Below are 25,395 nucleotides of genomic sequence, written 5' to 3'. Positions count from 1 at the left end.
CATCCACTGAGGACAAGACGCCGAACCACTGAAGAGCAACCGCTGAATAGCAGCTGGCTGCTCTCGAATTGCCTGCAAGGTCGTTTCTGCCCGAACGAGGGCTTCGAACGCAAGTGATCATGGCGACCGGATCCGGGAAGACGAGGGTGGCAGTCCGGAGCGCAGAGGAGCTCCACGCGGGCCGGGTGCTGGTGCTCGTGCCCTCGCTGGACCTGCTCGCCCAGACCGAGGCCGCGTGGCGCGAGGGCGGCCGTAGGGGCCCGATGATCGGGGTGTCCTCGCTCCGGGGCGAGGAGGTCTCCTTCCCCAACACCACGGACGTGAACGAGCTGGTGGAGTGGACCCGGGGCCTGGACAAGGTCACCGTCTACGCCACGTACGCCAGCCTGGGCCTGGGCACGCTCGAGAAGGCGCACAACGCCGGCCTCGCAGCCTGGGACCTGATCGTCGTGGACGAAGCTCACCGGACCTCAGGCCGAATCGGGAAGCCCTGGGCGGTCATCCACGACAACACCCGCATCCCCTCGCTGCGCCGGCTGTACATGACGGCCACACCCCGGATGTGGCAGCTCGGGGACGAGGAGGAGGTCGGCTCGCCGGGCGAGCTGGTCGCGAGCATGGACGACGACCCGGACGGGCCGTTCGGCAGCCGCTGCTACACCCTGTCCCTCTCCGAGGCCATCGACCGGGGCATCTGCGCCCCCTACCAGGTCGTCTGCGTGGACGTCACCGACACCCACCTCCAAGCCGCGCAGCTCCTGGGCGCCGAGGCCCGGTCGGACGAAATCCGCGGGGCCCGCATGGCGGCCCTGCAGACGGCACTGGTGAAGGCGTCGGCCGAGGAGGGCTTCCTCGGCTCCGTGAAGGCGTTGGGCGAGGGCGTCGACACCCGGTACTGCGACTCCGTCTACTGGGCCGACGTCCGCGGCTCCATGCCCGACCTCGTCCAGGCCGTCGGCCGGGCCCTGCGGATGCAGCCCGGCGAGGGCAAGGTCGCCTCTCTCGTGGTGCCGATCCTCCTCGGGCCCGGCGAGACCGCCGACAACATGCTCACCAGCCGCGCATACGGCGGCCTCGCCAAGCTCCTCGAAGCGCTCCGGGCGCACGACGCCCGGGTCGTGGAGACCCTCGCCGAGCAGCAAGCCCCGAGCCGCTACAAGCCCGTCAGCGAGGACGACAGCCGGAAGAGCGGTAACGCGGGGACCGGCAGCAGCTCCGGTAGCGTCAGCGCCCCCGCCAAGGCCCTCCTGAAGTTCAGCACGCCCCGAGACCCGGCCGCGCTCGCCGCGTTCATCAACCTCCGCGTCCTCAACCCCGAACACGAGTACTGGCGGCGCGGGGTGGAAGCCGCCGTCATCTACGCCCGTATGCACGGGGACCTGCGGGTCCCGTTCGTCTTCCGCGTCCCGGCCATCGAGGACGCGGAGGCGGCCGGGTGGCCGACTGCCCTGGCGGGCTTCCCGCTCGGGCAGTGGACCGCCGACGCCCGCCGCTTCTACAACCGCGGCGACATGAACCAGGAGCGCGCTGCCCAGCTGGAGAAGCTGGGCATGGTCTGGTCCCACGCCGACACCGCCTGGGCCGAGGGCCTGGCCGCCGCGCGCGGGTGGGCCGCCGAGCACGGCCACCTCCTCGCGCCGCTGGATGCCGCCTACCAGGGCGCAGCGGTGGGGATCTGGCTGAAGAACGCGCGGGCCGCCGCGCGGAAGGCACAGCAGATCGAGCGGCGGCGGGCGGAGGGGCTGCCGGTGGAGTCGTCGGCCGGGGCGATGACGCGGGCGCGGCGTGAGCAGCTGGAGGAGATCGACCCGTCCTGGTGCCCGGTGTGGCCGGTGACGTGGCAGCGGCGCTTCCATATCGTGCGCCAGCACCTGGACACCGGCCAGGCACTGCCCACTGTGGTGGGTGAGGTCGTGCGCCAGGGCGAGGACCTCGGCCGGTGGGTCACCTCCGTCCGGCAGGGGTGGGACCAGCTCACCGGCGTGCAGCAGTGGATGTGCGAGCAGATCCTCGGGATCGAGCCCGCCGGCGAGGACGAGAAGCCGAAGGCGCGCACCAGTCAAGCGGACAAGTGGGCGATGCACTACGCCGCCGCGGCACAGTTCTTCGCGCGCGAGGGCCACCTCACGGTGCCCCGCAAGCACATCGAGACGGTCACCACCGGCGACGGCCAGGCGCAGCAGGACGTGGTGCTGAAGCTCGGAACGTGGGTCGACAACCAGCGCCGCCGGGCCGCGGCGCTGGCGCCGGAGCGGGTCGAGCTGCTCTCCAAGGTGGGGATGCGTTGGGCGTAGAGCGCGTCGTCGCCCTTGTAGCCAGCGTGTCTCTCCACGGCGTCTGTCCTGATCTTCCCGTTGTACGCGCATGAAGACAGGACCTCTCGGTAGCTCAGGGATGCGAATGTGACCGAGCAGTACCGGGAGGCCCTAGTGTCCTTGTTGTGTACGTGTCCGAGCCCGTCCAGTTCAACTCGGCTGCACCATCGTGTGATTGCCTCGCGCACGTGTACGGCAAGGCGGCCGACCATCCCGTCCGGGTACGGCAGTATCCGTCGGACGTGACGGACGCGGATTGGGCGGCTGTCAGCCGTTGCTGCCGGTGCCGGCCTGGCTGAACGGGCGGGGCGGACGCCCCGAGTGCGCTGGACGCACCGGTCCATGCCAGTTGGTGGCGTCCTGCGCTGAGGGCGCCTGGGCGCTGCTCCAGGACAAGAGCTGAACCCAAGCGCCGAGGAACGCACACAGGGGTGCGGCGCGCAATGCGCTGCACCCCTGCATGTGTCCCGACTGATCGTCGGCGACTACTTGGCCTGCTTCACGATCTGCTGGATCGAGCGTGCGATCACCGCAAGGGCGGCCACTGCGGCCAGTGTCTTGACGATCACCGACACGTCACTTGTGATTGCCTTTGCGGCAAGAGTTATCACCAGGATGATTGATATCCAGGGGATCGCCCGGGTGAGGATTCCGTCGTCACCAAGTGGGTTCTTCATCGTTCCCTCTCTTACGCGCACCGGGCGAAGGTGAACCAGTTGGCTCCGGTCCAGTACACAACGTGGATGGCCAGGCACCGGTTGTAGAGGCTGGCCCAATACGCCCCCCACCCGTAGTAGACGAACGAGTAGTAGGCGATTCGTCCCACAAAGCCCATCTTCTTGAGTCCGCCAATGGCGGCGGCAGCCCAACTCCCGTGACTTGCAAGGACACCGTTTTCCCACGAGGTGAGAGTGATCGTCACCCACGACCAGCCCCAGTAGACGCGGTACATACCGGTTAGATCGTACATTCGAATCGGATCGGCCGGATAGACGTAGCTGTTCTCGTTTCCGCCGACGACCGGGTCGGTCTGCAGGAAGCGACCGGTGCTCGGGTCGTAGAGGCGCACGCCCATGAGGGTAAGGCCGGTCAGCGTCTCGTCGGAGCGCTGCTTACCGCCGAGCCAGCTGTAGCGGGCCGCCGCCTGTCCGGCACGGGCGTTGCCGTACTCGTCGGAGTCCAGGACGGTGGGTGCCAGGGCGGTGTCGGCCGGAAGGGCCAGAGCCACGTCGCCGTGAAGGTTCACCAGTTGCAGGATCGTTGCGCCCGTCTTCGCGGTGGTGGCGGCGAGGTTGCCGTCGATGCCTCGGATGGTGCGGGTGAGTGATCCGGTGGCGGTGTCCTCCACGGTCCAGCGCGGAGAGTCGCCCTCGGAGTCGTAGTGGTTGAGCCGGGAGGCGGTCTGGGACCATGTGCCGGACGCGTTGGATTCCACGGTCCACGAGCGGATCCGCAGGGCGGAGTCGAGTGCCCAGGTCTGGCGCTGCGTGCCGGCGGTCTGCTGCTGGGCCAGGTCGTTGGCGTAGTAGGCCAGGGTGGTGCCCGGCTTGGCGGTGGTGCGGCCGAAGGCGTCGTAGGTGTAGCCGGTGTTCACCAGCCGGTCGGCGCTGTCGTAGGTGTAGTTGGTGGTCGTCCCGCCGGTGGTCGTGCAGTCTGCATTCACCGCGGCACTGGCGGTGCCCAACGACCTGCGGTTGCTGTTCTTGTCGAAGGTGTAGGTGCGGGTCGTGCAGACGGCGTCGGTGCGGGTGTCCTGCGTCTGGGTGAGACGGCCCGCCTTGTCGTAGGCGTGGGCCTGGGACGCGGTGACGCCGGGGGTTCCGGTGTGGGTGGCTACCTGGCCGTGCACGGTGTCGGTCACGCTGTCGGAGAGCAGCACGGTGGCATCGCTGTCGCGCGTGTAGGTGCGGGCGACAGCCTGGCCGGTCGGGTCCTGAGCGTCCGTCATCGTGTAGCCGCCGGGCAGGCCCTGGGAGACCACCCTGCCGTCGGCGTCGTAGCGGGCACTGAACGTACCGGCGACCGAGTCGGTGACCGACGTGGCCACTCCGCGGGGATCAACAGCCGTGTCGTAGGCGTAGGTGGTGGTCGACGGCACCGAGTCGGTGACCGTAGTGGGCCGGTCGAGCGCGTCGTACTTGGTGGACGTAACGCCTCCGTCCGCGTCCGTGTACGACATGAGGCGGCCGAGCTGGTCGTACGCCTTGGTGATGGTGCCGCCGGCCGTGGAGGTCTGCTTGTAGGACTGGCCGGTGGCGGAGTCGTAACTGGTGGTCACCGCGGGTACGGTCGCACCGACGCCGCCTGTGACCGTGTTCGTCGTCTGTCGGCCGGCACTGTCATAGCCGGTGGTGACGGTGCGGGTGACGCTGTTGGCGGTCTCGGTGACCTTGGTTATCTGACCGAACTGCCCGTACTCAACGGTCTTGGTCGGTAGTTGGCTAGGGTTGGTGCCGCCACCGGTGATGGCCGCAGCCGGACCGGTCTGGCAGATTTCGTCGGCCCACTCCGGCTTCCCGCCACAGGTGCCGGTTCCATCGCCGGTGTAGTAACTCGTGAGGGTGGCGCCGGCATCAGTGCCGTCAGAGGCTGGCTGAACGGACTTGGTGACCCGGCCCTGGCTGTCGTACTCGGTCGCCCTGGTGATCGCCAGGCCGCCCGGGTCCGTAGTGCTGCTGGTGGGCAGTCCCTTGGCCCAGTCGTACGCGGCGGCGGTGACACGCGGGTCGGCGAGCAGGTCGGGCCAGGACCGTGGCTGGGCACCTACGGTTTGCTGGGTGACCTGGTTCTTGACGACGGCGGTGCCGTCGGTGGGACGGCCTTGATCGTAGGTCTTGACCGTGTGCTGCCGCGCCGTGAGCTGTTGGCCAGCGGTGGCAACGGTGGTGGCGCCGCTGGTCAGCGCGCCCGCGAGGGTGACCTCGTGTAGCGGGCCGTAGACGTCGGTGAGGCGGGAGCCGGTGGCGTCGTAGACCGAGGTGTCCGAGAGCAGCTGGGCGCGCTCGCCGGAGGGCAGGGCGTTGATGCCCAGGTCGGTCAGTCTGCTGCGCTGGGCGGTGGTGGCGCCCAGGGCCAGTTCCCGGTTGGCTGCGGTCAGCGACCGTACGGTGTTGCCGGACCTGTCGTACTCGGTGACGGACAGGTGGTTGCCCGGGGTGGCCTCGTTGACCTTGCGGCCGGAGGCGTCCAGGTAGTGGATGACCGCCCGCTGGTAGTCGCCCGCGCCCATGGAGGCGCCGTCGTTGGAGGTGGGCAGCTGATCGGCGGGGAAGACCGCGGTCCCGTCGGTCGGGATGTCGCTCTGGCCCCAGGAGCCGGCGGCCGTGGTCCCGAGGTCGTTCGGGGCGGCGCTGCCGGTCAGTGGGACGCCGTAGACAACAGTGGTGTCGGCGGTGCCGTTGGTCTGGCCCGCGGTGCCCGGAGCGAGGGTGGCGCGGGATGCCTTGAGCAGCATTCCGGGCCCGGCGGCGGGGTTGGAACCGGTCTGGCCGTAGGTGTACGTCCAGGGCAGTTGTCCGGGCGGGGCGAGCGAGGTGACGCGGCCTGAGCTGTCGTAGGCGTACGCCGTCTTCAGCGCGGGCGAGATCCTCGGGTCCCAGGATTCCCGCAGACGTCCGCTGCCGTCGTAGGCGTAGCGGGCGACGGATGTCGCGGTGGCGGCCGAGGCGCCGGGAGCGGTCGCCCACAGCTTGATCTCGCTGACTTGGCCGGCTACGTCACCGAGCACGAATGCCGTGGCGGTGGTGAAGGTTGCGTAGCCGAACTCCAGTGCCCTGCAGCCCTTGGTCGACGGGGTGGCCTCGCAGGTGGCCAGGGTGGTCGCGCTGGTGGCGGCGATGACCCGCTTGGGGCGGGCCAGGGTCTTGCCGCCCACGGTGACCGCTTCGGAGACGACCTTGGTGGTGGAGTTCGCCAGGCCGTCCGCGAGTGAGCTGGTCACGGTCCAGGTGGTCGCGGCCGGAGCGACCTTGGCGAAGGTCGTCACGGCGCCGGCGGTGTCGGACAGTGTGAAGTCACCCGAGGCGAAGGCCCCCTTGAGCGTCAGGCCCTGCGAACCGGGCTCCGGAACCCAGCCGTTGTTGGCCGAGTTCGCGGTGAAGGTGGTCGCCGAGCCCTCGGCGGTGACGAGGTCGAGCGATGTTGCGGACGTCTTGCGGATTTCGGTGTAGGCGGAGTGGACCGTTTCGGCGACGGTGCCGGACAGCCATTCCTTGCCGAAGATGGCTGCCTGTCCCGCTTGGTCTGCCGCCTGCGGGGAGCGGGAGGAGGCGGTGCGGGTGACCGACATGCCGAAGAAGGAGGCGTCGGTGCTGGTGAGGGTGTGGTCGCCGGTCAGCAGGTTCACCGAGCCGGGGCCGATGTCCTGCGACGCGGCTCCGTCGGCGTTCCGGTCCACGACAACCGTCACGGGGTCGGAGGAGGCGGTGGCGCTGCCCGGGCCGGTGAAGTCCGCGCGGACCTGCACGGTGCCGTCGGGGTTGACGGTGGACGTGGCGTTCCAGGTCAGCGCAGGGCTCTTGCCTGCCGTAAGGCCAGCCGGCCACGCGGTGAGAGCCTGGCCGCCCAGGACGACGTCGCCGGCCGGGATAGTGGTCCAGGCGTCGGCGTCACCGCGGCGCCAGGAGAAGGTGACGTTGTCGTACTTGGTGCCGTCGGCCTCGCCGGACAGGGGGACGCGCGCGGCGGTGCGGGTGCCGTCGTCCGGGAGCGTGGCACCGCCCGGTCCGGCGTGGAAGGTGTACGAGAGCGGCTCGGACTTGTTCTCCGCCTTGTCCGTGGCGCGGACCTGGAGGGTGTTCGTGCCGGCCTTGGCGGGGGTGACGGTGATGTTCACGGCGTTGGTGGTGCCGCCAGTGGCGACCTTGGTCCAGGTCGTGCCGTCGAGCGACCACTCGATGCCGTTCTGGTCACCCGTGGGCGGGGTCACCGTGAAGGTGCCGGGTTGTCCTGCCCCCTTGACCCAGGCGTTGCCCGGGTAGTCCGTCGAGGTCACGGACGCCGGGGCGGAAGGGGCAGAGGTGTCGACGGTGAACTTCGCGTACGCCGACCAGCCGGTGTTGTAGTTCGTGCCGTCATACGGTGAGGTGCGGAACTTGTACGTCTTTCCGTTCGTCAGCACACCCGCTGGCACGGTCACCGACGTGGGCTGGCCGGACGGCACGAACGGTGACACCAGGACATTGCCGACCTGCGTGCCGGTGACGTCGTCGAAGATCTGGTAGGTGCCGTCGACCTTGTCGTTGTTCGGGTCGGCGAACGTGTCGCGCAGTGTCGGCGTCGTGGTGTTCACGAACCAGGTGCCGGTGGTGTCCTTGAAGAACGGCGGACCGGCCTGCTGGTCGGTGCCGGTGCGCGGCCGATAGTTGTACGTCAACACCAGCTTCGGCGGATTCGCGGCGGCGTTGGCGGAGTTCACCCGCTTCCACTGCGGGATGACCGTCTCGCTCGCGGCGCGCAGGCCCATGCCCGAGGTGGTGTTCTTCGCCGAGGCCCAGGTCTGGGCGAGCGCAGTGACGTCCGCGTTGATCCACCCGTCCGGCGCGGCCGTGCAAGCCGGGTTCCCCTTGGTCTCGGTGGAGGTGGCGTACTTGGTGTTCCAGGCCGGCTGCGCGGTCCAACGGGAAGACGTCGAGGCCTTGCCCGCGTCCCACACTTCCCACGGGTAGGACACGCAGTCGGTGTTGCCCGAGTGGAAGTTCCACAGGCTCACCTTGGCATCGGAGACCAGCGCATCCGAGATCGGTGCCGTGTTCCAGGTGATGAAGGAACGCGCGACGCGGTAAGTTCCGTCGGCGTTCTGAGTGCCAGGGTTGCCTAGGTCCAGCTCAGTGTCCGCCGACCAGTCGACGGTCTCGCCCTGCTGGACATACGTGTCGAACACGCTGCTCAGCGACGCGGTCGAGGGGTCTACCGTGACCGGGTACTTCGTCGCCGTATCCGAGAGGAAGGCGGCGTCCGGGGTGATGACGAGGTCGGCGCCGTCCTTCGTCTTGACGACCTTCAGCGCGGCCTTGGCCCGGCGTCTGTGTTCACCTGAGAGCGGGTCGATGCTCGCGTCCCACATCACGGGAGCTGGCATCATGGCCGTCTTCTTCGACTTCTTGTCCGTGAAGAGCACGCCGCCGTCCGGTTGCTGCTCGACCCTCAAGCCCTTGGTCCTCAGCGGCAGCGTGTACGAGAAACCGGCCTCCGGCTTGGCCTTCACCTCGACGAACTGCTCGAAGCCGGTACGCGTCGCCTCGACGACTACATCCGCGCCCGGCACCACATCGGTGTATGTAGCCCGAGTGCCGTTCAGTGTCGGCGTCGGCAGCCCGCCACGCCACTGCAGTGTGATCGCCTCGTCGCCTGAGCCCAGGGTCACCAGATCGGTGGCCGCAGCCGACTGAGCGTCCTTCAGCGACGCGGCTTTCGTTCCCGCCTTCCCAGACAGCCGCAGGCCTTGCGGATGTGCCTTCGAGGCGACCGAACCGTCCGGGGCAGCAGCGAAGTCCACATCGACGTCCCGCCATTCGCCGGTGGCCGCGTCCTTAAAACGGATCGGTCCGGCCGCCACCTCAGTGGTCAACGACCCGTTTTTGTTCACCCACGTCGTCGTCGTCTCCGAACGCTCCGACAGTGCCTCCACCCGCTTGCCGGACAGCCGAGCGGTGACACGGGCGGACGCAATGTCGGCGGCCGCAGTCGGATACCGGTCCGCTGTCTTCTGCTGTGGGGCGCCCGCCGCGGTGGTGCCGTACAGCAGCGTGACGGACATGGTCAATGCGACGGAGGTGGCCATGCGCCGAGTCCAGACGCCACTGGGGTTGGGCCAGGTGCGCCCGCGCCAAGCCCGAGTTCTTGTTGCTCTCATGAATCCCTACAGCTCTTGCCGGCCCAGGAGTCGGGCCAGCTCAGCAGAACCGTATCTGCGCAGAAAAGAGCCTCTTTTCAGCCAATTCGGACTCTCGGTGATCTTTACATCTTACGTACATGCGGAATCGTTATGCGCCGGACGGAACGAGACGTTCATGATGCCCTTCATGGCAGTGACCAGGGCATATCGCGTGCGGGAGCGACGTACACGGCCCACATGCGGAAGATGGCAACCGGTGCGCAGGCGAAATGTGCCAACACGAGGCGGCTGCCGTCGTTCCAGGGTCAGGGGTGGCTTGCAGATCCCGGCCGGTCTGCAAAGCACGGACGGCAGATCGTCCTCAAACTTCGGCTTCGCCGGTTCAACTGGTCGGCCCAATCGTGCCCACGGCGCACCTTTCGTCGAGCAAGTTGCTGAGCAGGCGCCCCCGACGCCAGTCCTGCCCGCTCGGATCGAGCCCGGTCAGCGCCCGCAGAGGGACAGCTTCAGCATCACGGCGCCGCTCGCACGGGCGGCGTCGATCGGCGCAGGTTGGTCGTCGCGAACCGCTTCCGGCTCGGAGAACGCGCGACGGCTCGCCTCACGACGGACTCGGCTCTGCCGCTCGACCGCGGCCGCGATGCCGGGTCTACCCTGGCGCTGTGTGTGGACATGCTGGTGGGCTTCGAGTACACCGTGGTAGCCAGCCGCCGCCGTCTCACGGGTGCACACCATGCCCGGCGGGGCCGCCGACCTGACCGGGTCCAGGTCGGCGGCCGCGCTGGGGAGGGATAGAGGACCGAGTGACAGCACGAGGGTCCTTCCGACCGCGTCGGTACGTGCGGACCAGTTGGCATGGGCCGGGATCCCCCACGTTTCCGCTGGCGGCAGCTCGCGCAAGGACGGCAGACCCGCATAGCGAGCACCGGTGACCCGGCACACCCGAGGATTCGCGACGCGGCCGGGCCGTGATGAGATTCAGCCGATGATGGCGACAGGTCCGTCCCAGGCGTCCTGATCGACGGTGATGGTGTAGCCACCGCGGCTTTCCTTGCTGTTGACCAGGTACTGGTGGCCGCGGCTGTGGTCGGTGTACTGAGTGGGGTTCCACGGCCAGTCGGCAGTGGTGGTGTTCTGGTTGTCCCACAGCGCGTACCAGAGGTTGCCCGGCAGGTCGGTGCGGTCGGTCGCCGTGGCGATCGCCTTGGCGCTGGAGCTGGTGAAGCCGTAGAAGCCAGCGCGGTACGTCTTTGCGCGCAGCGTTTTGGTGAAGGACCTCACGTACGTCAGCACGGCGTCATTGCAGGCCTTGTTGGTGATGTCGTACGGCTCCATGTCCAGGAAGATCGGGCTGCCCGGCTTCATACCGAGCGCCGCAGCCTTGGCCACCGCGTCGTTGGCGTCCGTGACGCCGAGGGACGCCGCGGTCGAGGCAGTGAGCTTCTCGGGGTTGGCGCTGGTCTGGCACGACGGCTGGGCGCCGACGTAGAGGGGGATGAGTTTCCAGCCCACCGCTTTGACCGACTTCACCCAGGACGCGGTGAGGTTGGGCTGGGAGCAGCCGCGGTTCTGGCCCCCGATGTATACCGCGGCACCGCCGTAGAAGCCGGTGTTCCATGCTTTCATCGCTGCCAGAGAAGGGGCCGCGCACGTGTCGAAGGCCCGACCGGTGAACGTCTGCTGTGCAGGCCACACCGTGGCTGCCATCGTGGTCTGCGCCGCGACCATGGAGCCCGCAACAGCGACGGCACCTCCGGTCGCCGCGGCGATGTACAGACGCTTCTTCGACAGCCGATGTCTGGCCATACCCCACCCATTTCACGAAGCGGCAATCTGCCGCAGTCAGTGCACCGACCAAGGGAAACGGGTTTACGAAACGGAAAAACTGAGCCGTTGACGCCGTGAGCGTCGCCACATGGAGAGATGCAGTGTTGCCACGCTCCACACATGCGGAGCAGACCGCACTGTAGTGGACGGCTCTCAGGCGGTTTCAGTCCGCTCCTGGTAGCGCCTGAGGAGTTCCTTGCGGCCGATGCGCCCTAGGCGGGAGCGCCTGACGTTGGTTGAAGCCTCTCGGTTGGCAAGCCGAGATACTCATGCAGATCGCGGACGCGGAGCACCTCCCCGGGGTGCCGTTGAACACGGTCACATGAGCTGGTGGACGGGGCGGTGGCGGCCTCCGCGGGGGTGAGGCTGCTGATGACGTTCTATGTGGCGGCGAGCTCGGCCAAGCGGGCTTCGGCCATAGTAAGGGTGGCAGTCTCATCGAGTTCGGTCTGCAGCCGCCGCAGAAATTCGGCGGCTACCTGTCCCCCGCTGTCCCGGGCGCCGGGCAGCTGGCCCGGGCCCGCTCCTCAGTCACCTTGCGGAGGAGAGCCCGCAGCCTCCGTCGGCTTGAGCTCGACAACAGGAGTGATCTCCGGCGCCGCAAGGGACCACCAGTACTGAGGCGGCCGGACCCCTGCGGCCCAGGGGCCAGGTGGTCACGAAGGCATCAACCTCGTTCTTCATACGGGGCTCGTCATCTTCCAACCGCTCGTCAATCCAGGCTGCGACCTCCGCTGGTACAGCCTTCGGTTCAATCCACTCCTGAAGCGCCTCGGCCAGGGAGTCAGGCAGTCCAGGGATCGGATCGGCTTCGGGGAGCACCGTCTGCTCTGAGAGGTTGTCCACCAAGATCCAGCAGTCGTCCGGATCAGCCTTCGCCACGGAGGCCGAGCAGCCCTCGCAGTCGTCGCAACCCGAGGCCAGCACGGCCCCCGTGCGCCAGTCGGTTTCCGCCACCCTATGTGCGAACTGCTCTTGCACGTGCTCGTTGGCATCGAGCCACTTACGGACGAAGAGTCTTGTCAGGCCGTCAGACCACCGTTCTTACTCCAGAACAGTAGGAGTTGGTCCGCGTGGCCAGCCAGCAGATCGGACCCATGAACTCATCGTCCTCGGACGCCGCCTGACCGCGTCAGGTAGCAGTATGGCGGCTCACTCGATGAGGCGAACCCTGCTTGGGAAGTCAGCACTGCCGAGACAGGCTTGCCCAGGGTCACCTTCGGCTTGCCCACGCTGTCGGCGGGAGGCTTTCCCAGCCATCAGAGGGCTTGCCCAGGGCGGAAGCGGGAGCGCCAGCCGCGTGCCTTGTCGACGGTCGCGGCGGCCTCCGCCTCCAGGCGGTCGCGCTCGGCCTGGTCCGCGGCCGCGACCGTCTTGTCCCCGCACGGATCGCACAGCGTCGGGTGCCACCGGTGGCCCGGATCCGGGGACAGCTGGGTGTTCTCCCACCGGTCGTTGTCGAACTTCGTCCCGCAGCCGGCGCAGGCAGGGCGGGCGGCCTCGCGCTCGGCCCTCTTCTGCTCGGCCGCGCGGCGCAGCTGCTCCTGGTACTCCGCCTGTTGCGCCTTCATCTGCTCTGCCCGGCGGGCGAGGACGGCGTCCCGGCGGGGGTTGCCGATCGCCTCGCGCAGCGGCTGCATGTCGGTACGGCCGAAGCGGAGGAAGACCGGGCCGCCCGGGCCGTGCTCGCGCAGGTTGCGCAGGCCGGTCGCGATGATCGGGATCTTGCGGTCGTAGCTGCTGAACCCGTCGGCCGGTTCGCCCGCCCACAGCGGCCGGGTCAGCTCCTGCAGCCTGGGGACGGTGCGGTTGGGGTCGCGGGCGCCGATGTGGTTGAAGACGATCAGCACGGGCGGGTGCGGGGCCTCCCCGCGCTCCGTGACGCGGGCCATCCAGCGGGTGCGCCGCATCGGCTTGTCCTTGCCGTCGGTGTCCTTGATCTGCCGCTTGAAGAACCTGGAGTACTTCAACAGCTTTGCCGCGATCTCCTCGGCGGTCTCGTGGCAGTTGTCGACCTCGATGAACAACAGCGGGATCTGGTCCTGCGGGGCGGTGAGCACGATGTCGGCCTGGGCGCCGCCCTTGCCCGGCGCACCCCACGTCCCGGTCGCCGGGAGCGGGACCTCGGTCGCGTACGAGGCGATCGTGCCGACACCGGCCGGGGCGTCGACAGCGGCCTGCGCGGCCGCCTTGGCTTCGGCCGGCTCCTCGGTGAGCAGCCGCAGGTCGGGCTTGGGCCGGAGCATCGCGATGACGGTCTCGTTGACGGCCATGGGGTGGCTGGCCCAGCTGGAGCCCGCGCCGCGCGCAGTCGAGCCCATCTCCGACGGGGGGGGCGCCCGAGCTCGTAGGAGGCGGCCTCCAGGCCCTTGGTGGTCAGGTTGCGCAGCGACTCCCCCGCCCGGGTGGTGCCGCAGTTCTCGGCGAGACCGTGCTTGCGCAGATCGGAGAGCGCACCCGCGTGCGAGGCGGTACGGGCAGTCTTCCGCTCAGAGGCGGTCGCCTTCGTGGTGTGCCGGTAGGTCAGGTGCGGTGAGGCGATGCGCTGGATCTGGTCGGCCGTGGCCACCTTCAGCACCCCGAGCGCGCAACACGTCGCCCCGCAGGTCGTTCGAGGATCCCGCCGGATTCGTCAGCCGCTTGCCTGCCATCAGCTCCACCCCTTCGCCGCTCGCGACCAGCTGCACCGGTCGGCCGCAAGCCGGACCTGCCTGGTCGGGGAGGGCGCCGGGCCCCCCTGGAACCCGATGATCTCCTCCCATACGGACAACAAGAGGGGAGAAGAGGGGTGTGACGACGGGTCTTTCACGCTGATTCGCGGGCTGACCTGCATGTTTTCGACCCTCACCGGTGTCGGCCCCCCAAGTGGGTACCGAAGGAGGGACTGAAGTGCCCTCTCAAGGAGCCCACTTCGGCTTGCCCAACCAGTGCGGGGCTTGCCCGCGTCCAGCTCGGCGCCCGGCGGGGCCAGCGGCCGCGTGCCGTCTGCCAGGTGGCAGTGGATCGTCGCCATCGTCGTGTCTCCTTCTCGTCATTCACCGCCCCACACCGGGACCTTGGAGGGAGAGCGTGCAGGGGTACCCCTTGACCGCCGTCTAACGGTCGCCCGTCGCGAAGCAGGTCAAGGGGAAATGCGGGCGTACGTGGCAGTGCGGCCGAACCTGGTCCAGCTGTCCCCTCGGCACTGTCACTGAGGCATACGGTCAACGTGGCTACTTGAGTGCTGATACCCCGGCTGGGAGCGAGATTTCGAACCAGACCAACTTTCCGCTGCTCAGTCGGGTCGCACCCCAGCGGCGGGCTATTTGACTCACCACGAGCAAGCCGCGGCCGCCCTCGTCGGTGTCCCGCGCCCGGCGCTGGCGCGGCAGCTGCGGGGAGTCGTCGCCGACCTCGCAGCGCAGTACGTCCGTGCGCAGCAGGCGCAACGTCACGGGCCGCTCCGCGTACCGGACGGCGTTGGTGACCACCTCGCTGACCAGCAGCTCGAGGGAGTCCTGGAGCTCTTCCAGGCCCCACCGGGTCAGCGCGCGGCGGGCGTACCGGCGGGCCCGGCCCGGAGCGGTCTTCTCCGGGTCCAGGAACCAGTACGCCACGTCACGCTGATCATGTAGGCCCGCCGCGCGCGTTCCATCTCCTCGTAGGCCCGGATGGTGCGGTCCTGCGCGTCGAGCAGCACCGAGGCGGAAACCGTCTCTGCCGGAAGGCCGCCTACGGGTGTCGGAGTGTCCTTGGCGCGGTTCCACAGTTCGCGCGCCTGGTCAAGCTGCACTGCAGCGGCGTCACGGTCCTCATGAGGAAAGCAGAGATCAGAAACCGCCTCGACGAGGTCCCAGCTGATCACGCAGCTGTCGCAGGAGCGGTACCCGCCCATCGACGAAGTGCTCGGGAGTCAGCCTCTGATGAAGCTGCGGTACGGAGACGGAAGCGCCGTCCAGCCACCCCCGGACCATGTCCACGAGGCTGTTGATCTCCTGACACTCACCCCGCGCTGGTGCCCACGGGCGTCCCGGACGCTTTGCCCCCACCGGCGGCCCCCTCCGTGTTGTACGCCGGACAACCCCGTGTTGTGCGGCGTACAACATCCAACCGCTTCGGACTCCTCCGTCGCAGGTAGATCCTCGACAAAACCCCACGACAACCGTCCCGTCCGAAGAAGTCAGGTGGTCTATCCATGGTCCTCAGCCCCACTCTCATGCTCGTGGCCGCTCTCGCCGTCTCGATCCTGCTCTCCATGATCGTTAGTGGGCTCGCCATCGCCCTCGTCCGATGGGACGGCGGAACCCTCCCCGCCGCGCTCACCCGTGGCGGCGTCGCGTTCGGGGGAACCCTCACCCTTTGCTGCGTCATCATCGCGATCCTGGTCAGCACCACACGCTAGAGACGTCCAACGTCAGCCGACGCACCTGCGACACCCCACCCGGGCGTCATGTCCGCCTTGCCCTAACTGCTGGGAGGCTTGCGGTTGCGGTCGGTCGGCTCCGGCCGGTCGTCGGCGTCAGGCGAGTTCGGTGACGTGGGTCCGGAGTCGAACGCCCGCTCACCGACCCAGCGTTCATCCGTTCACTCAACATGGGTGAACGGTGGGGTGGTGGGGGGAGAAGTGGGCTCCGGGGTTCGTCAGGGGGCGAGGACGTCAGTTGCGTCCCAGTACGAACATGGGAGAACCACGCACATGACACGGTCGTGGGAGTGGACCGGGTAGATCCCGGCCGCCGTGCACGCGGCACACGCGCTGCGTGCGCTGGCGCGCTGGTGGAGGAAGCGCAGCCCTGCCGGGGCGAAGGCCTTGCGGATCCGGGCGGCGGGAACACTGCGCGAGGAGCGGTGCCTGTGCGGCACGGTGGCGCAGCAGGTGCTCGTGGAGGTTGCTGCAGTTGGGCCGGTCACGGTGCGTGTGGCCGTGGGCGCCGTGCCGTGCGCGGGTGAGGGCCGTGCGGCCGTTGGGGAGCCGGGCCTGTGGTAGGCGAAGGCGTGTCGGGCGACGCTTTCTCTTTCGGGCAGGACGTTGCGCAGCGGTTCTTGGAAGCGGTGCCGGGGTTCCTGGTGACGGAGCCTCATGTGCTGCGTCGCAAGACCGGGCAGGCGTTGTCGCTTGCTGCCTGCGAGGACGTGGCGGCCGAGGTCTGCGAGCGGGTTGGCAAGAAGATCCAGGAGGGCGTGCTCCCTGCGGATACGAACGTGCCGGCGTATCTGCGGGCTGCGGCCCGCAACCTCGCGGTCGACAGATGCCGTCAGCAGCAGCGGGCGAGCAAGCACCTCAGGGTCATGGGCCGCAATGCCCGGAATCAGAGCGAGGCGGCTGACTTCCCGGATCTGGCGGCCTCGGACCGGGCCGCGCTGGACGACCTGGTGAAGCCGGCGATTGAGGAGATGCCGCAGAGCCAGCGGCGGCGGGTCGTCGACCTGCAGAGCCAGGGTCTCAGTGATGAGGAGATCGCTGCGGAGATCGGCATACCGCTGCGCCGCCTGCACAACCTCCGCAACAAGGCGGTTGCATATCTACGGCACAAGCTGGCTGGGCACTGCTCTGCCTGACCTGTGGAGGAAGACCAGGATCGGGTCCGGTCGATCACGTAGCGGCTCCATGCCGACCGCGCCGGCGACCTGTGGAGGCAGCGGCGCCCCGCACCGGTGAGGGGCAGGCGCGCCTCACACGACTCACGGCGCCGGGGACTAATCTTCCCCGACATGACGACGGGCCAAGGATCAGAGTCGGGCGACAGTACACTCACTGCAAAATTCGACCGGCTCACCGGGCGCAACCTCACCCTGAAAGTAATGATTTTCCTTGCCGGGCTGGTCACGGCGATCAGCACACTTATCACTGCCGTCGTGTCCGTGGTCGAATGGAATAACTCCAGGGCCGACTGGCGGCCGGCGGAGTACGCGAAGCTGAGGCGGCTACGCGCAGGTCATACCCTCGAGCACTTCCGAGCGACGCTCGGAGTACCTCTGTACCGCTATACGCCCCAAGGGGAAAAATTCACGCACAATACGTTCGCGCCGCGGCCAGACTACTGGGTCGATGTCGTGACAGACAGCGATGGCGTCAGCCTGGCATTCGCCGTCACCTCGTGCGACTCAGGCTTCCGGCCAACGTTCGCCTTCCGGGATGGACCCACACGAACCCCCGTCACCCTGCACACGACCCAGATGCAAGACGTGCCGCAGAGCGCGCGTGCGACAGTCAAGGCTTTTGACGGGATCACGACGTCCGGTTACGCCTTCCACGTCTACTACGGCGGCAACCCGACAAGCTATCGGACCGTCGCCTGGGGCGTGAACGAAACCTGCTCGGCATGGAGGGAAGACCAGGAAGAACCGTCGCTGCGCCCTTGGGAAGAGTGGTATGCCAGGAACCGTCTGAATCGCGAGGCCAACATGCCCTGGATGGAATTGAGTTCCGCAGATCGGGCGCGCCTCGGGCAATCGGAGGTCAACACATACGCAGAGACCTCCCCTTCCACAGAGATCGGCAAGGTGTATCCCCTGCAGATCGGCGTCGACCGCATCACGGTCCGGCCGTAACGGTTTACCTGCGCTGGCGGCGGACCAACGCACTTGCCACACACCGTCCCGGCCCACCACCCGTGCGGGTGGAGCCGACGACCGGCCCCGAACCATCACCCCGGTACGGCCGTCAGGACGGGCATGGAACGCATCGACAAGCAGCACGTAGCGGAGCCGGGCCTGGCCGTCCTGGACATCACCGGCGCCGACGAGGACACCGTGCTCGCCGTGATGCGGGCGCTGGAGAAACAGTGGGCGACCTCCGGCATCACGCCCGTCCGCCGCGCGCCCGGCGAGCCAGGCGTACGCGCGCGGGTGTACGCCGACGTCCTACGCCCCGGGACCGAGCAGCCAGGCCACCTCGAGTCTGGGTAGACCGGCCCTGAGACGGCCTGCACTAGGGTCCGTAGCCACGGCCAGATGCTCACTCACCTCCTGCGGAGCCGCGGCCATCGGAGTGCTGACTGACCGAGCGTGAGCGCGCCGTAGACGTCGCCCTCGAGCCACGGGAGCACCCGCAGGTAGCGCGGCTGCGCAAGCACGCCGGGCACCGGCGGCGACAACGCGGTGGTCAGTCCTTCACATGTCGGGCGTAGCGTTCATGGGCTGACTGCCGTGTGCAGCCCAGGGCGGTGCCGACCGTCTCCCAGGACACCATCGCGGTACGGGCTGCGCGGACCGTTTCGATCGCGAGGGGCGGGGTGGCGTCCTGGACCCGGGCGACGGCTCGCAAGGCCGTTACCGGCTGTGTCTGCGCCAATTCGCCGATCCGGTCGAGGAGCGCGGCGATCATCCCCTCGACATCCCGCGGGATAAGGCCCTCGACCGTGGTGACGTGGTAGTCCCAGTCCGCGGCGGGCCCGTCCTTGCCCCATGCCCCTCGGTCGCCTCGACCTCACCCCACACCACCGGATGGATACCGCTCGCCCGCCATCCGCATCCGCAGGCGGCCTTCACGCCGGCTGCCCGTTCGGACACCGTCCCGTCGCTGTCCCACCAGGCCGTACTTCCGCCCAGCGCCACTACGGGTGGGGCTTCGCTCCCGTCCGCCAATACAGCTACCACGGACCCTTCGTGACGGCCGCTCTCATCGACCCAGCCCATCGCTACACCTCCACAGGCCAGCTACGGGGCCCCTGCCGGAAGTCCGCGGCCCCTAGCGTCCGGGGTCTGCCCCGCCGGCCCGACGGCGGCCCCTTTCAGACAGGACGTGCCCTCTCGTGCTCATGCCCCGCACCCGCCACCTCACCGCCGGCGCCGCCATCACCGCCGCGACCGTGCTCCTTCTCCCCGGCCAGGCCCACGCCGCCGGAACCCTGCGGATCTCGAAGATCTGGTACGACTCCCCCGGCAGCGACACCGGGGCCAACGCCTCAATCAACGGCGAGTGGGTCCAGATCACCAACGCCACCGCGGCCGCCGTCAGCCTCAAGGGCTGGACGCTGACCGACGCCTCCCGCCACGCCTACACCTTCCCCACCTTCACGCTCAAGCCCGGCAAGAGCGTCACCGTCGAAACCGGACACGGCACCAACACCACCACCACGCTCTACCAGCAGCGCGCCGCCTACGTCTGGAACAACGACAAGGACACCGCCACCCTCCGCCGCGCAGGCGGAACCCTCCACCACACCTGCGCCTACAACTCCACCCGCTACGACTACAAAACCTGCTGAACCCGGAAGCTGGCCCCCACCGGCGGCCGCCAACCCCGAGCCACCCTTGCCACCGCAGGCGACGGCACGAGCTGGTATAGCCCTGGCGAAAACGCCCCTCGGCGCCACACTCGGTACCGGCCGGGCACCACAGGCAGCGGCTGATGCGGAGAAGGCCCCGCCCAGCCGGGGCGGGATGGCTGGGCGGGGCGGCCCTGACCGGCCGGGGGGATGGCGGGTCAGGGCGTATGGGGTGTGGGCCGAGCCCCGCCCGCGCCAGCGCTGGGCCACGCGGGCTTATAGAACGACCTCCCCGACAGCTAAGCGGCACCGGAGCCATTCCCGGGGCCCCGCCGACACCGGACGCGGCGTAGGCAGCCGCGAGCATGGGCAGAGGAACCGGCGAGCGGTACCCCGCCTCACGGGCTCGAGGGTCACGCACTCAGCGTGGCCGATCTGCCGAAGACCAACTCGAAGGGATGCGCGCGGCGGGTGGCGACCAGGATCCAGGCGCCACTTCGGTGCGGTTGGGCACGGGCGGAGTAGTGGTGGATCTGGGGGGTCAGGACCTTCATGTCGCCGAAGACATAGAACAGCGGTGTGGGTGCGTGGGTGGCGGTGAAGACGAGGCCGGCGGTCAGGGCGGGGGTGGTGCAGGGCATCGAGTGCTGAGCAGCCGATGCCCTGCACCAGGAACTCTCAGCGGCCAGCGGCCGGACCGTGGTGCGGTCCGGGCTGCTGGAGATCGTGCGCCCGCTGGTCTTCCTCGCGCACCGGATACAGCGCGGGGTCCTCATCCTGGACGGCATACCGCTGCCTGAACATTCGACCTCTGTCGACCATCTCGCTGACGGAGTCCGTGAGGTGACGCATCTGCTCAGCGGTGTACCCCAGGGCCTCCTCGTCGATGCGGGACTTCTGCAGGGCCCGCACTGCCGTCACGTCGAGCACCGGCCGCGGGGCTTCGTCCAGGCGGTCCGACTCGGCATCGGGGTCGGCGTCCGGGAACGGCACGAGGAGCTGCTCGGTCATCGCGGCCTGCTGGTGCGCGGTGACGTCGTACACGGCCCGGCCGGTGCGGCGGCCGGTACGCAGCTGGGCGGCGAGCATGGGGGAGGAAATGACTGCGCGGTCGTAGCGCAGCGGGACGCGGGGGATGTCCCACTCCCCCATCTCCAGCTGATATAGGGACTCACATCAAGTGCAGCAGCTGCCAGATTGACTTCGTGCTGTGGTCCTGAATCGGGCCAGTTGTCATCCGCGCTGCCCGTAGAGCACCCCCGCGCTCACTCCACGGCCCTGGTGTCCTAGCCCGGACACCAGCCGCAAGGTAGCGGGGTGATCCCGGGGGTTGAGACTGGTGAGGTCGCATGTTCAGGTCGCGTATTCCGCAGGCGGTTCTCCCGTATCGTCACAGTGAGTAGTGGCTCGACGAAGCGCCTGAGACAGGCCGCGTGATTGGCAATCGGTTGGTGAGGTGCTGGTCTGCCTCTCCGCCGAGCGAGTGTTGTTGAGACCGGTGATGCACACTCGGACGGGGGCGTTAGCCCATATTTGACCCGCCCCTGAAATCGCTCCAATGAGGCGTAGCGCGACAGCACACCGGAGGAGGCTCGATGGACCAGGGCTTAGCGGCCGTGCTCGGTGCCGCAGTCGGCGCAGTGGCCACTGGGGCAGCCGGATACCTCACCGGCAGGTCGGCGGAGCGGCTGCACCGCCGACAATCCCGGCGTCAGATGTTCCGAACCTTCCTGCGGGTGGCTGGAGATTGGACGCGCGCCCTGACCAACGTGGACACCGCTCTTATCGGAGGGGGAGTCCTCCACGAGGGAACCATCCTCGAAGGCGATGCCGCGGTTCAGCGCGCGCGAGATGTCGCCCGCTCGCTTGCTTCCGATTTCAATCGGGTGTGGATCGATCTGCAATTGGAAGCTCCTGTTAGAACACTGAACCGAGCAGCGCAAATCCACCTGAATCTGTGGGCTGCGATGGAAAGCATGGAGCGGACGGGTTTGCGCTACTGTACCGAGGACGCACTGGAAGTGGAACGGAAAAAGATCACTGTGCAGCTAGCAGCTGCCCGGGAAGGGCTGATGGATTTCACCCGTCTCGCCCGCCGGTATCTCTAACCTTCGAGCAGTTGATGGCCGCAGAAGGTTCGGTCGAACCACTTCCTGGACGCCCGTTCAGGCGGGGCGGGGGCAACGTCTCGCCCGAACGGCGCCCATCTGTGCGACATCCCGTTCTCCCGAAGCTGCCGCGAAGTGACAAGTAGCTCTCTGTAGCGGTTCAAGGGTTCATGGCGAGTGTGAGGCGCCTACCCCGCAGCCGCGCCCCGGAGGGCGGGCTGCGGGCAGCCTGTGCTGCAGCGGCCTCAAATCCGGCACTACGCGACGCACCGACGTGCCCCGATTGGCCGTGCATCAGTAACAATTTCGGCTCCCAAGCGTTCACCCGGCGTGCCGACGACACCAGAAGGTTGGACGGTCCTGGCCCATTGGGTGACAGTGGCGGGGGCGCTGTTCGCGATGCTTGGCTCCGGGCTGCGAGCGTGGTTCTCGATCGCGGAATACCGGGACCTGATCAAGAACCTGCGTCTCACCAAGGTGGCCAAGGAGGTGCTCGTTGCCAGCATTTCCCCTTTACGCCTTCTCTTCAAGCTTCCCCACCTGGTGCGACTGCAACTGGAAGTTGTGCGTCGCATGGAGGAGATCCGCAAAGAGGGCGGAGAGCAGGCGCAAAGATTGACCGACCTGAGTAACCAATACGTCGCGTGGTCCCTGGTACTGCTGGGAGCAGCGCTTGCCCTCGCGGCCTCAGTGATCAAAGCCCTCAATGCGCCGTAGCTCGGGGCAAGTCCCGGTGAGATTGATCCTGGTCGACTAGCACACCGGCCACAGGTCGCCCCGGTAGAGCGGCGAACCAGATGCTGTAACCGCACACTGAGTTACTTCGGCCGCGGAGACTGGGGGGCTCGCATGTTCAGGTATCGCGTATTCGCATCGCCAGCCAGCCAATGACTACTGATTGTCACGGACCGCGAGGGGGCCGACGCCCACCCCGTCCGCACTCAGCTTGGCTTCCCCTGCCCGCTTCCCGGCTTGGCTTTTCGGATCCCGAATACACCCTTCATCTCGGCTGAGCCTCCACCGACGAGCTGTTGAGCGGCGGACTCAGACGACATCCCGTCAATTACCGCCAAGACCAAAGTTCCAACTCCAACGAGCACACTCACAATGAAGAAGGAGATACCCAAACATCGATAGGCCTTCAGATGGAACGCGACCGCACCCGAAATAGCGTAAGCGGAGACGATGAGCATCAAGAAGATGACTTGAATTCCCAGAATGCTCAGATAGCGACGCTTGTGCATAATGTCGTTGTATGCAAGCTTGATGCCGGTTCCCTCCAGGCTCTCGTTAAGCTTGCTTTGCAGGGTCTCGATGTAGACCCCAAGAGCCAGAGCATCGCCAAACAGCTGCATCATGAAGGCCAGGACGACGCACAATGCTGGCGGCGCGGCCAGCAGGATCACCCCTCCTCCACCGCTCTTGGAAATCCCCGCTACCGCACCCAATACCAAGACTGCCAGCAATCCGAACTGCCCGAAGCTTGTATTTTTGGCCTGGATTGCAGCGGCTGTTTGCTTTACTTCCTCAGTTAGAATTTTTTCTTGATCGCTGGTGAGTGCCATGCGTTGTTAATCCCACCGGATGTTCGACGCGGGTTCATGGAGGGTGAGCAATTCCCCCGGATGGCGCACTATTCGGATAGTCGTGACCTGCCCCACACCGATCAGCGGTCTCACCGAGCATGGTCGCCGGGAGCGTATCTGCTCCAGGTTCCGCCGGCCTCGGTGACGAGGCGGGTGGCTGTCTTGTCGTGGTAGCCGAGGGCCTTCGCGATGACGGGGGCCGGGGCTTGGAGGACGAGTTGGCGGATCGCGGAGGTCCTGCCGCGCTGTGGTAGGACGCCGATCTTTCGCAGGTGGACTTGGAGGCTGACCGGGTTCATCGGCTGTCCGGGCTGGCGGCCGGGGAAGAGCCAGCGGGAGCTTCTGCTGCTGGCGTAGGGCAGGTGCTGGCAGGACTGGACGTATGCCCGCATGAGGTCAGCGACGGGCTCCGGAAGCGGGGACGGCGGGTCTCCCAGCCGGACGGTGACGGTGGCCCCGTCGTCGATGACGTCGTTCCTCGATGGCCCGCCGGATGATAGCGAGTCGGCGGTGCTGGTGCAGCGGCGCTTGATCCTGGTTGATGACCTGCGGTGGCAGGGTGAGGCAGGGCATCCGGCCCGTCTTCATGCACCAGCGCAGGAACGTCTGGGCCGGGCGACGAATGGCCAGCTTCTCCGTATGCCAGGCGTCGAGGTCAGCCTGCTGGCAGTGTTCGATGGTGCGGCCTCGGTAAGCGAGCTGAGCGAGGAAAGCGCCGGCCTGGGTGATCTCCTGTTTCGCCTGGCTCGTCTGGGAGCGTCCCAGAGGCCCCCTCTCCGCCTTACTCCGCAGGCGCCGGATCTGGTGCCAGGTGGCGAAGTGCTGAAGACATCGACAGTGTTCGGGGTCCTCAATGGTGGCGAGCCGCTCGGTCAGCCAGCGCTGATAGAGCAGGATCTGCCGGTCGACGCGTGGCAGGACGCCGCTGTCCATCAGCAGGTCACGCAGGTGAGTGACGGTTCGCCAGGGTGTTCCTGGTGCAGACCGTCATGGGTGAGCGGGATGGTGCCGGTGGCCAGGCCCCGGAGCAGGCAGACCACGTTTGGGTTGCGGAGCCAGATCAGTCGGCTCTTGGGCCGGTCCATCTCCAGCAGGGCGGTGACCAGTGGTTGTAGCGAATGAGCGACCCGGCCCGTGCCGTCGTTGAGGAGTCGACCGAGGGTGTCGGCGAGGGTGCAGTGTTCGCAGAGGCGCCCGCCAAGGAGCAACCCCTCGAAGCCGCAACGGTCGCAAGAGAAGTCACGGGTGATGCCCGCGCAATCGCGGCAGATCGGCGTGCCGGCGGTGTCCCGTCCGGGCAGCAGCCGGTCGGCTCGGCAGCCGGGGCAGCAGCCGCGGACGCGCATCGCGCGTTCATAGCAGGTCCGGCAGATCGGACCGTCCGACCACAGCTTCGGGACGCGCACCTTGTACCGTTCCTCGCGGCCGAGCAGATGCCCCGCGCCGGAAGGACGGAGACCTTCAGCCTGGCCCGGATCGACGCACTAACCGTGCTCGACATGGTGCAGGAGACGGTGGTCCGGGCGGAGTGCGAGGAGACTGCTGAGCTGACATTGTTCTGACCGTCGCTGCGCGGCATGGATCAGTGCCGGGGGCCCCGCTACTTTGCGGCTGGTGTCTGGGCTAGGACACCGGGGCCTTCCCCGAGGCCGGGGCATCCCCGGGACCACTACCAGCGGTCACCTGCTGCGGACTCCCACCAGCCGGGAGCTCTCTCACGTAGGGGTCCCGCTGGTGCGGGGCCCGGTCGGGCGGCCTGCCGGGCAGTGTCTACGGCCCGTACGCGCTCGTTGGCGGATGGCATGCGGCAGCAGCCGCGTGATGGCGGCTGCAGCGGACGGCCCGCTGGTAGGCATAGGTACCGGTGGCTTCGGCATTCCGGGCCGCTGGTTCAGTGACGCCGTACGCCCGAGTGGCATCGAAGCGCAGACAGGCATTGTCGGCTCGTGGAATGGCGATGCTTATGGCGTCGCCGGTGGCCACCTTCTCGCAGGATGGTCGACAGGCGGCACGTTCGGCGCTCCGAACGCTCCGCTGTGGTCGGTGCACGATGTGCGAACGGGCCAGCTCCAGGCCAGCATGACCTGCGCCCACGCCGTCGCGGACACCAATAAGGCTCGCGACTACCCCGTGATTGCTTCACCAGACGGCCGCTACCTGGCAGCCGGGCCTGTTGCCTTTGATCTGAAGCGCGGCAATGGCATCTGCCTGGAGGGTGACGGCGACCGCAAGACAATCGCGCTCGCCTCGATCCGCGACGACGGCACGGCGTACGGGGCGGTCCAGGACAAGTCGGCGGCCGGCGGCGCGGAAACAGTCGTCGCGGAGCTGAATCTGACGACCAGCACGGGTGAGCCGAAGGTTCTCGGCGTAGGTGTGGGTGTTCCGTACCTCTCCAGCGTGAACGGGTCGGGCCTGTTCCTTGATCGTGATGAGGATAAGAATGTACGGGTTTCGCTGAGGCGTGAACGCTGACCCTTTTCCTCAACTGGGGCGAACGGCCGGCGAGAACGGACTTTCGGCACCGCCCGGCAG

22 protein-coding genes and 1 pseudogene are annotated in these 25,395 nt (G+C 67.7%); 10 read left to right on the top strand and 13 right to left on the bottom strand.

Annotated features, from left to right (window positions below):
* The first annotated feature begins 53 nt into the window (after positions 1-53).
* Entirely contained in the window at positions 54-2,294 is a 2,241-nt protein-coding gene (locus ACZ49B_RS35015; protein ID WP_468314179.1) for a helicase associated domain-containing protein, read from the top strand.
* A 506-nt stretch (positions 2,295-2,800) separates the two neighbouring features.
* Here ACZ49B_RS35015 and ACZ49B_RS35010 read toward each other — a convergent pair.
* The 6 genes and pseudogenes from ACZ49B_RS35010 to ACZ49B_RS34985 all read right to left on the bottom strand — a co-directional run bounded on the left by ACZ49B_RS35010 (position 2,801) and on the right by ACZ49B_RS34985 (position 14,821).
* Positions 2,801-2,992: a hypothetical protein gene (locus ACZ49B_RS35010; RefSeq protein ID WP_468314158.1), complete on the bottom strand. Its 192-nt coding sequence runs from the start codon at positions 2,990-2,992 to the stop codon at positions 2,801-2,803.
* 11 nt (positions 2,993-3,003) lie between these two features.
* Positions 3,004-9,072 (bottom strand): DNRLRE domain-containing protein, encoded by a 6,069-nt coding sequence (locus tag ACZ49B_RS35005; protein ID WP_468314177.1) that lies wholly within the window; start codon positions 9,070-9,072, stop codon positions 3,004-3,006.
* A gap of 1,056 nt (positions 9,073-10,128) precedes the next feature.
* Entirely contained in the window at positions 10,129-10,956 is an 828-nt protein-coding gene (locus tag ACZ49B_RS35000) for a glycoside hydrolase domain-containing protein (protein WP_468314155.1), read from the bottom strand.
* A 1,280-nt stretch (positions 10,957-12,236) separates the two neighbouring features.
* Positions 12,237-13,298 carry a hypothetical protein gene (locus ACZ49B_RS34995; RefSeq protein ID WP_468314153.1) on the bottom strand — a complete coding sequence of 354 codons (1,062 nt, stop codon included), beginning with the start codon at positions 13,296-13,298 and terminating at the stop codon, positions 12,237-12,239.
* Positions 13,299-14,189: 891 nt separating this feature from the next.
* Positions 14,190-14,576: pseudogene (locus ACZ49B_RS34990) on the bottom strand (ATP-binding protein); the annotation flags it as partial.
* Entirely contained in the window at positions 14,501-14,821 is a 321-nt protein-coding gene (locus tag ACZ49B_RS34985; protein WP_468314181.1) for a hypothetical protein, read from the bottom strand. The gene ACZ49B_RS34985 and the pseudogene ACZ49B_RS34990, both read right to left, overlap by 76 nt.
* 330 nt (positions 14,822-15,151) lie before the next feature.
* Here ACZ49B_RS34985 and ACZ49B_RS34980 point away from each other — a divergent pair, with 330 nt between their 5' ends.
* The 5 genes from ACZ49B_RS34980 to ACZ49B_RS34960 all read left to right on the top strand — a co-directional run bounded on the left by ACZ49B_RS34980 (position 15,152) and on the right by ACZ49B_RS34960 (position 17,865).
* Positions 15,152-15,358: a hypothetical protein gene (locus ACZ49B_RS34980; protein WP_468314150.1), complete on the top strand. Its 207-nt coding sequence runs from the start codon at positions 15,152-15,154 to the stop codon at positions 15,356-15,358.
* A 336-nt stretch (positions 15,359-15,694) separates the two neighbouring features.
* Entirely contained in the window at positions 15,695-15,943 is a 249-nt protein-coding gene (locus ACZ49B_RS34975; RefSeq protein ID WP_468314148.1) for a hypothetical protein, read from the top strand.
* 8 nt (positions 15,944-15,951) lie between these two features.
* Positions 15,952-16,515, top strand: coding sequence for an RNA polymerase sigma factor (locus ACZ49B_RS34970; protein ID WP_468314146.1), 564 nt, complete (start codon positions 15,952-15,954; stop codon positions 16,513-16,515).
* 153 nt (positions 16,516-16,668) lie between these two features.
* Complete coding sequence (locus ACZ49B_RS34965; protein ID WP_468314144.1) at positions 16,669-17,508, top strand: ETEC_3214 domain-containing protein; 840 nt, start codon at positions 16,669-16,671, stop codon at positions 17,506-17,508.
* A 123-nt stretch (positions 17,509-17,631) separates the two neighbouring features.
* Positions 17,632-17,865, top strand: coding sequence for a DUF6207 family protein (locus ACZ49B_RS34960; protein ID WP_468314141.1), 234 nt, complete (start codon positions 17,632-17,634; stop codon positions 17,863-17,865).
* A gap of 196 nt (positions 17,866-18,061) precedes the next feature.
* On the opposite strand, the gene ACZ49B_RS34955 is transcribed toward ACZ49B_RS34960, so the two are convergent.
* Positions 18,062-18,283 carry a helix-turn-helix domain-containing protein gene (locus ACZ49B_RS34955; RefSeq protein WP_468314139.1) on the bottom strand — a complete coding sequence of 74 codons (222 nt, stop codon included), beginning with the start codon at positions 18,281-18,283 and terminating at the stop codon, positions 18,062-18,064.
* Positions 18,284-18,716: 433 nt separating this feature from the next.
* Between ACZ49B_RS34955 and ACZ49B_RS34950 the strand changes: the two genes are divergently transcribed.
* A complete protein-coding gene (locus tag ACZ49B_RS34950; RefSeq protein ID WP_468314174.1) occupies positions 18,717-19,166 on the top strand; it encodes a lamin tail domain-containing protein in 450 nt (149 codons plus the stop codon).
* Between the two features lie 413 nt (positions 19,167-19,579).
* Here ACZ49B_RS34950 and ACZ49B_RS34945 read toward each other — a convergent pair whose 3' ends face one another.
* Together ACZ49B_RS34945 and ACZ49B_RS34940 are read right to left on the bottom strand one after the other, a co-directional pair.
* Positions 19,580-19,807 carry a hypothetical protein gene (locus tag ACZ49B_RS34945; RefSeq protein WP_468314136.1) on the bottom strand — a complete coding sequence of 76 codons (228 nt, stop codon included), beginning with the start codon at positions 19,805-19,807 and terminating at the stop codon, positions 19,580-19,582.
* A 37-nt stretch (positions 19,808-19,844) separates the two neighbouring features.
* A complete protein-coding gene (locus tag ACZ49B_RS34940; protein ID WP_468314133.1) occupies positions 19,845-20,318 on the bottom strand; it encodes a hypothetical protein in 474 nt (157 codons plus the stop codon).
* A 443-nt stretch (positions 20,319-20,761) separates the two neighbouring features.
* Here ACZ49B_RS34940 and ACZ49B_RS34935 point away from each other — a divergent pair, with 443 nt between their 5' ends.
* On the top strand, positions 20,762-21,274 hold the full coding sequence (locus ACZ49B_RS34935) for a hypothetical protein (RefSeq protein WP_468314130.1): 513 nt from the start codon (positions 20,762-20,764) through the stop codon (positions 21,272-21,274).
* Between the two features lie 330 nt (positions 21,275-21,604).
* Positions 21,605-21,991, top strand: a complete 387-nt coding sequence (locus ACZ49B_RS34930; protein ID WP_468314127.1) for a hypothetical protein — start codon at positions 21,605-21,607, stop codon at positions 21,989-21,991.
* A gap of 224 nt (positions 21,992-22,215) precedes the next feature.
* Here the strand turns inward: ACZ49B_RS34930 and ACZ49B_RS34925 are convergent, their stop codons facing one another.
* From ACZ49B_RS34925 to ACZ49B_RS34910, 4 genes are all read right to left on the bottom strand, one after another.
* Positions 22,216-22,839: a hypothetical protein gene (locus ACZ49B_RS34925; protein ID WP_468314125.1), complete on the bottom strand. Its 624-nt coding sequence runs from the start codon at positions 22,837-22,839 to the stop codon at positions 22,216-22,218.
* A 110-nt stretch (positions 22,840-22,949) separates the two neighbouring features.
* Positions 22,950-23,252 (bottom strand): hypothetical protein, encoded by a 303-nt coding sequence (locus tag ACZ49B_RS34920; protein ID WP_468314122.1) that lies wholly within the window; start codon positions 23,250-23,252, stop codon positions 22,950-22,952.
* A 4-nt stretch (positions 23,253-23,256) separates the two neighbouring features.
* A complete protein-coding gene (locus ACZ49B_RS34915) occupies positions 23,257-23,793 on the bottom strand; it encodes a hypothetical protein (protein ID WP_468314119.1) in 537 nt (178 codons plus the stop codon).
* Positions 23,793-24,266 (bottom strand): hypothetical protein, encoded by a 474-nt coding sequence (locus ACZ49B_RS34910; RefSeq protein ID WP_468314117.1) that lies wholly within the window; start codon positions 24,264-24,266, stop codon positions 23,793-23,795. Before ACZ49B_RS34910 ends, ACZ49B_RS34915 begins: the two co-directional genes overlap by 1 nt.
* A gap of 415 nt (positions 24,267-24,681) precedes the next feature.
* On the opposite strand from ACZ49B_RS34910, the gene ACZ49B_RS34905 reads away from it, so the two are divergent.
* Positions 24,682-25,335: a hypothetical protein gene (locus ACZ49B_RS34905; protein WP_468314114.1), complete on the top strand. Its 654-nt coding sequence runs from the start codon at positions 24,682-24,684 to the stop codon at positions 25,333-25,335.
* The last annotated feature ends 60 nt before the right edge of the window (positions 25,336-25,395 follow it).

Source organism: Streptomyces sp. NPDC031132, assembly GCF_055570595.1.
This window is presented reverse-complemented; position numbering and strand designations above follow the sequence as displayed.

Excerpts from the sequence above, each read along its gene's own strand:
- ACZ49B_RS35010 (WP_468314158.1), bottom strand. The coding sequence starts at position 2,992 with ATGAAGAACCCACTTGGTGACGACGGAATCCTCACCCGGGCGATCCCC.
- ACZ49B_RS35005 (WP_468314177.1), bottom strand. The coding sequence starts at position 9,072 with ATGTCCGTCACGCTGCTGTACGGCACCACCGCGGCGGGCGCCCCACAG.
- ACZ49B_RS35000 (WP_468314155.1), bottom strand. The coding sequence starts at position 10,956 with ATGGCCAGACATCGGCTGTCGAAGAAGCGTCTGTACATCGCCGCGGCG.
- ACZ49B_RS34995 (WP_468314153.1), bottom strand. The coding sequence starts at position 13,298 with ATGGGCTCGACTGCGCGCGGCGCGGGCTCCAGCTGGGCCAGCCACCCC.
- ACZ49B_RS34980 (WP_468314150.1), top strand. The coding sequence starts at position 15,152 with ATGGTCCTCAGCCCCACTCTCATGCTCGTGGCCGCTCTCGCCGTCTCG.
- ACZ49B_RS34965 (WP_468314144.1), top strand. The coding sequence starts at position 16,669 with ATGACGACGGGCCAAGGATCAGAGTCGGGCGACAGTACACTCACTGCA.
- ACZ49B_RS34960 (WP_468314141.1), top strand. The coding sequence starts at position 17,632 with ATGGAACGCATCGACAAGCAGCACGTAGCGGAGCCGGGCCTGGCCGTC.
- ACZ49B_RS34955 (WP_468314139.1), bottom strand. The coding sequence starts at position 18,283 with ATGATCGCCGCGCTCCTCGACCGGATCGGCGAATTGGCGCAGACACAG.
- ACZ49B_RS34950 (WP_468314174.1), top strand. The coding sequence starts at position 18,717 with ATGCCCCGCACCCGCCACCTCACCGCCGGCGCCGCCATCACCGCCGCG.
- ACZ49B_RS34945 (WP_468314136.1), bottom strand. The coding sequence starts at position 19,807 with ATGCCCTGCACCACCCCCGCCCTGACCGCCGGCCTCGTCTTCACCGCC.
- ACZ49B_RS34940 (WP_468314133.1), bottom strand. The coding sequence starts at position 20,318 with ATGGGGGAGTGGGACATCCCCCGCGTCCCGCTGCGCTACGACCGCGCA.
- ACZ49B_RS34935 (WP_468314130.1), top strand. The coding sequence starts at position 20,762 with ATGGACCAGGGCTTAGCGGCCGTGCTCGGTGCCGCAGTCGGCGCAGTG.
- ACZ49B_RS34925 (WP_468314125.1), bottom strand. The coding sequence starts at position 22,839 with ATGGCACTCACCAGCGATCAAGAAAAAATTCTAACTGAGGAAGTAAAG.
- ACZ49B_RS34920 (WP_468314122.1), bottom strand. The coding sequence starts at position 23,252 with ATGCGGGCATACGTCCAGTCCTGCCAGCACCTGCCCTACGCCAGCAGC.
- ACZ49B_RS34915 (WP_468314119.1), bottom strand. The coding sequence starts at position 23,793 with ATGGACAGCGGCGTCCTGCCACGCGTCGACCGGCAGATCCTGCTCTAT.
- ACZ49B_RS34905 (WP_468314114.1), top strand. The coding sequence starts at position 24,682 with ATGGCGGCTGCAGCGGACGGCCCGCTGGTAGGCATAGGTACCGGTGGC.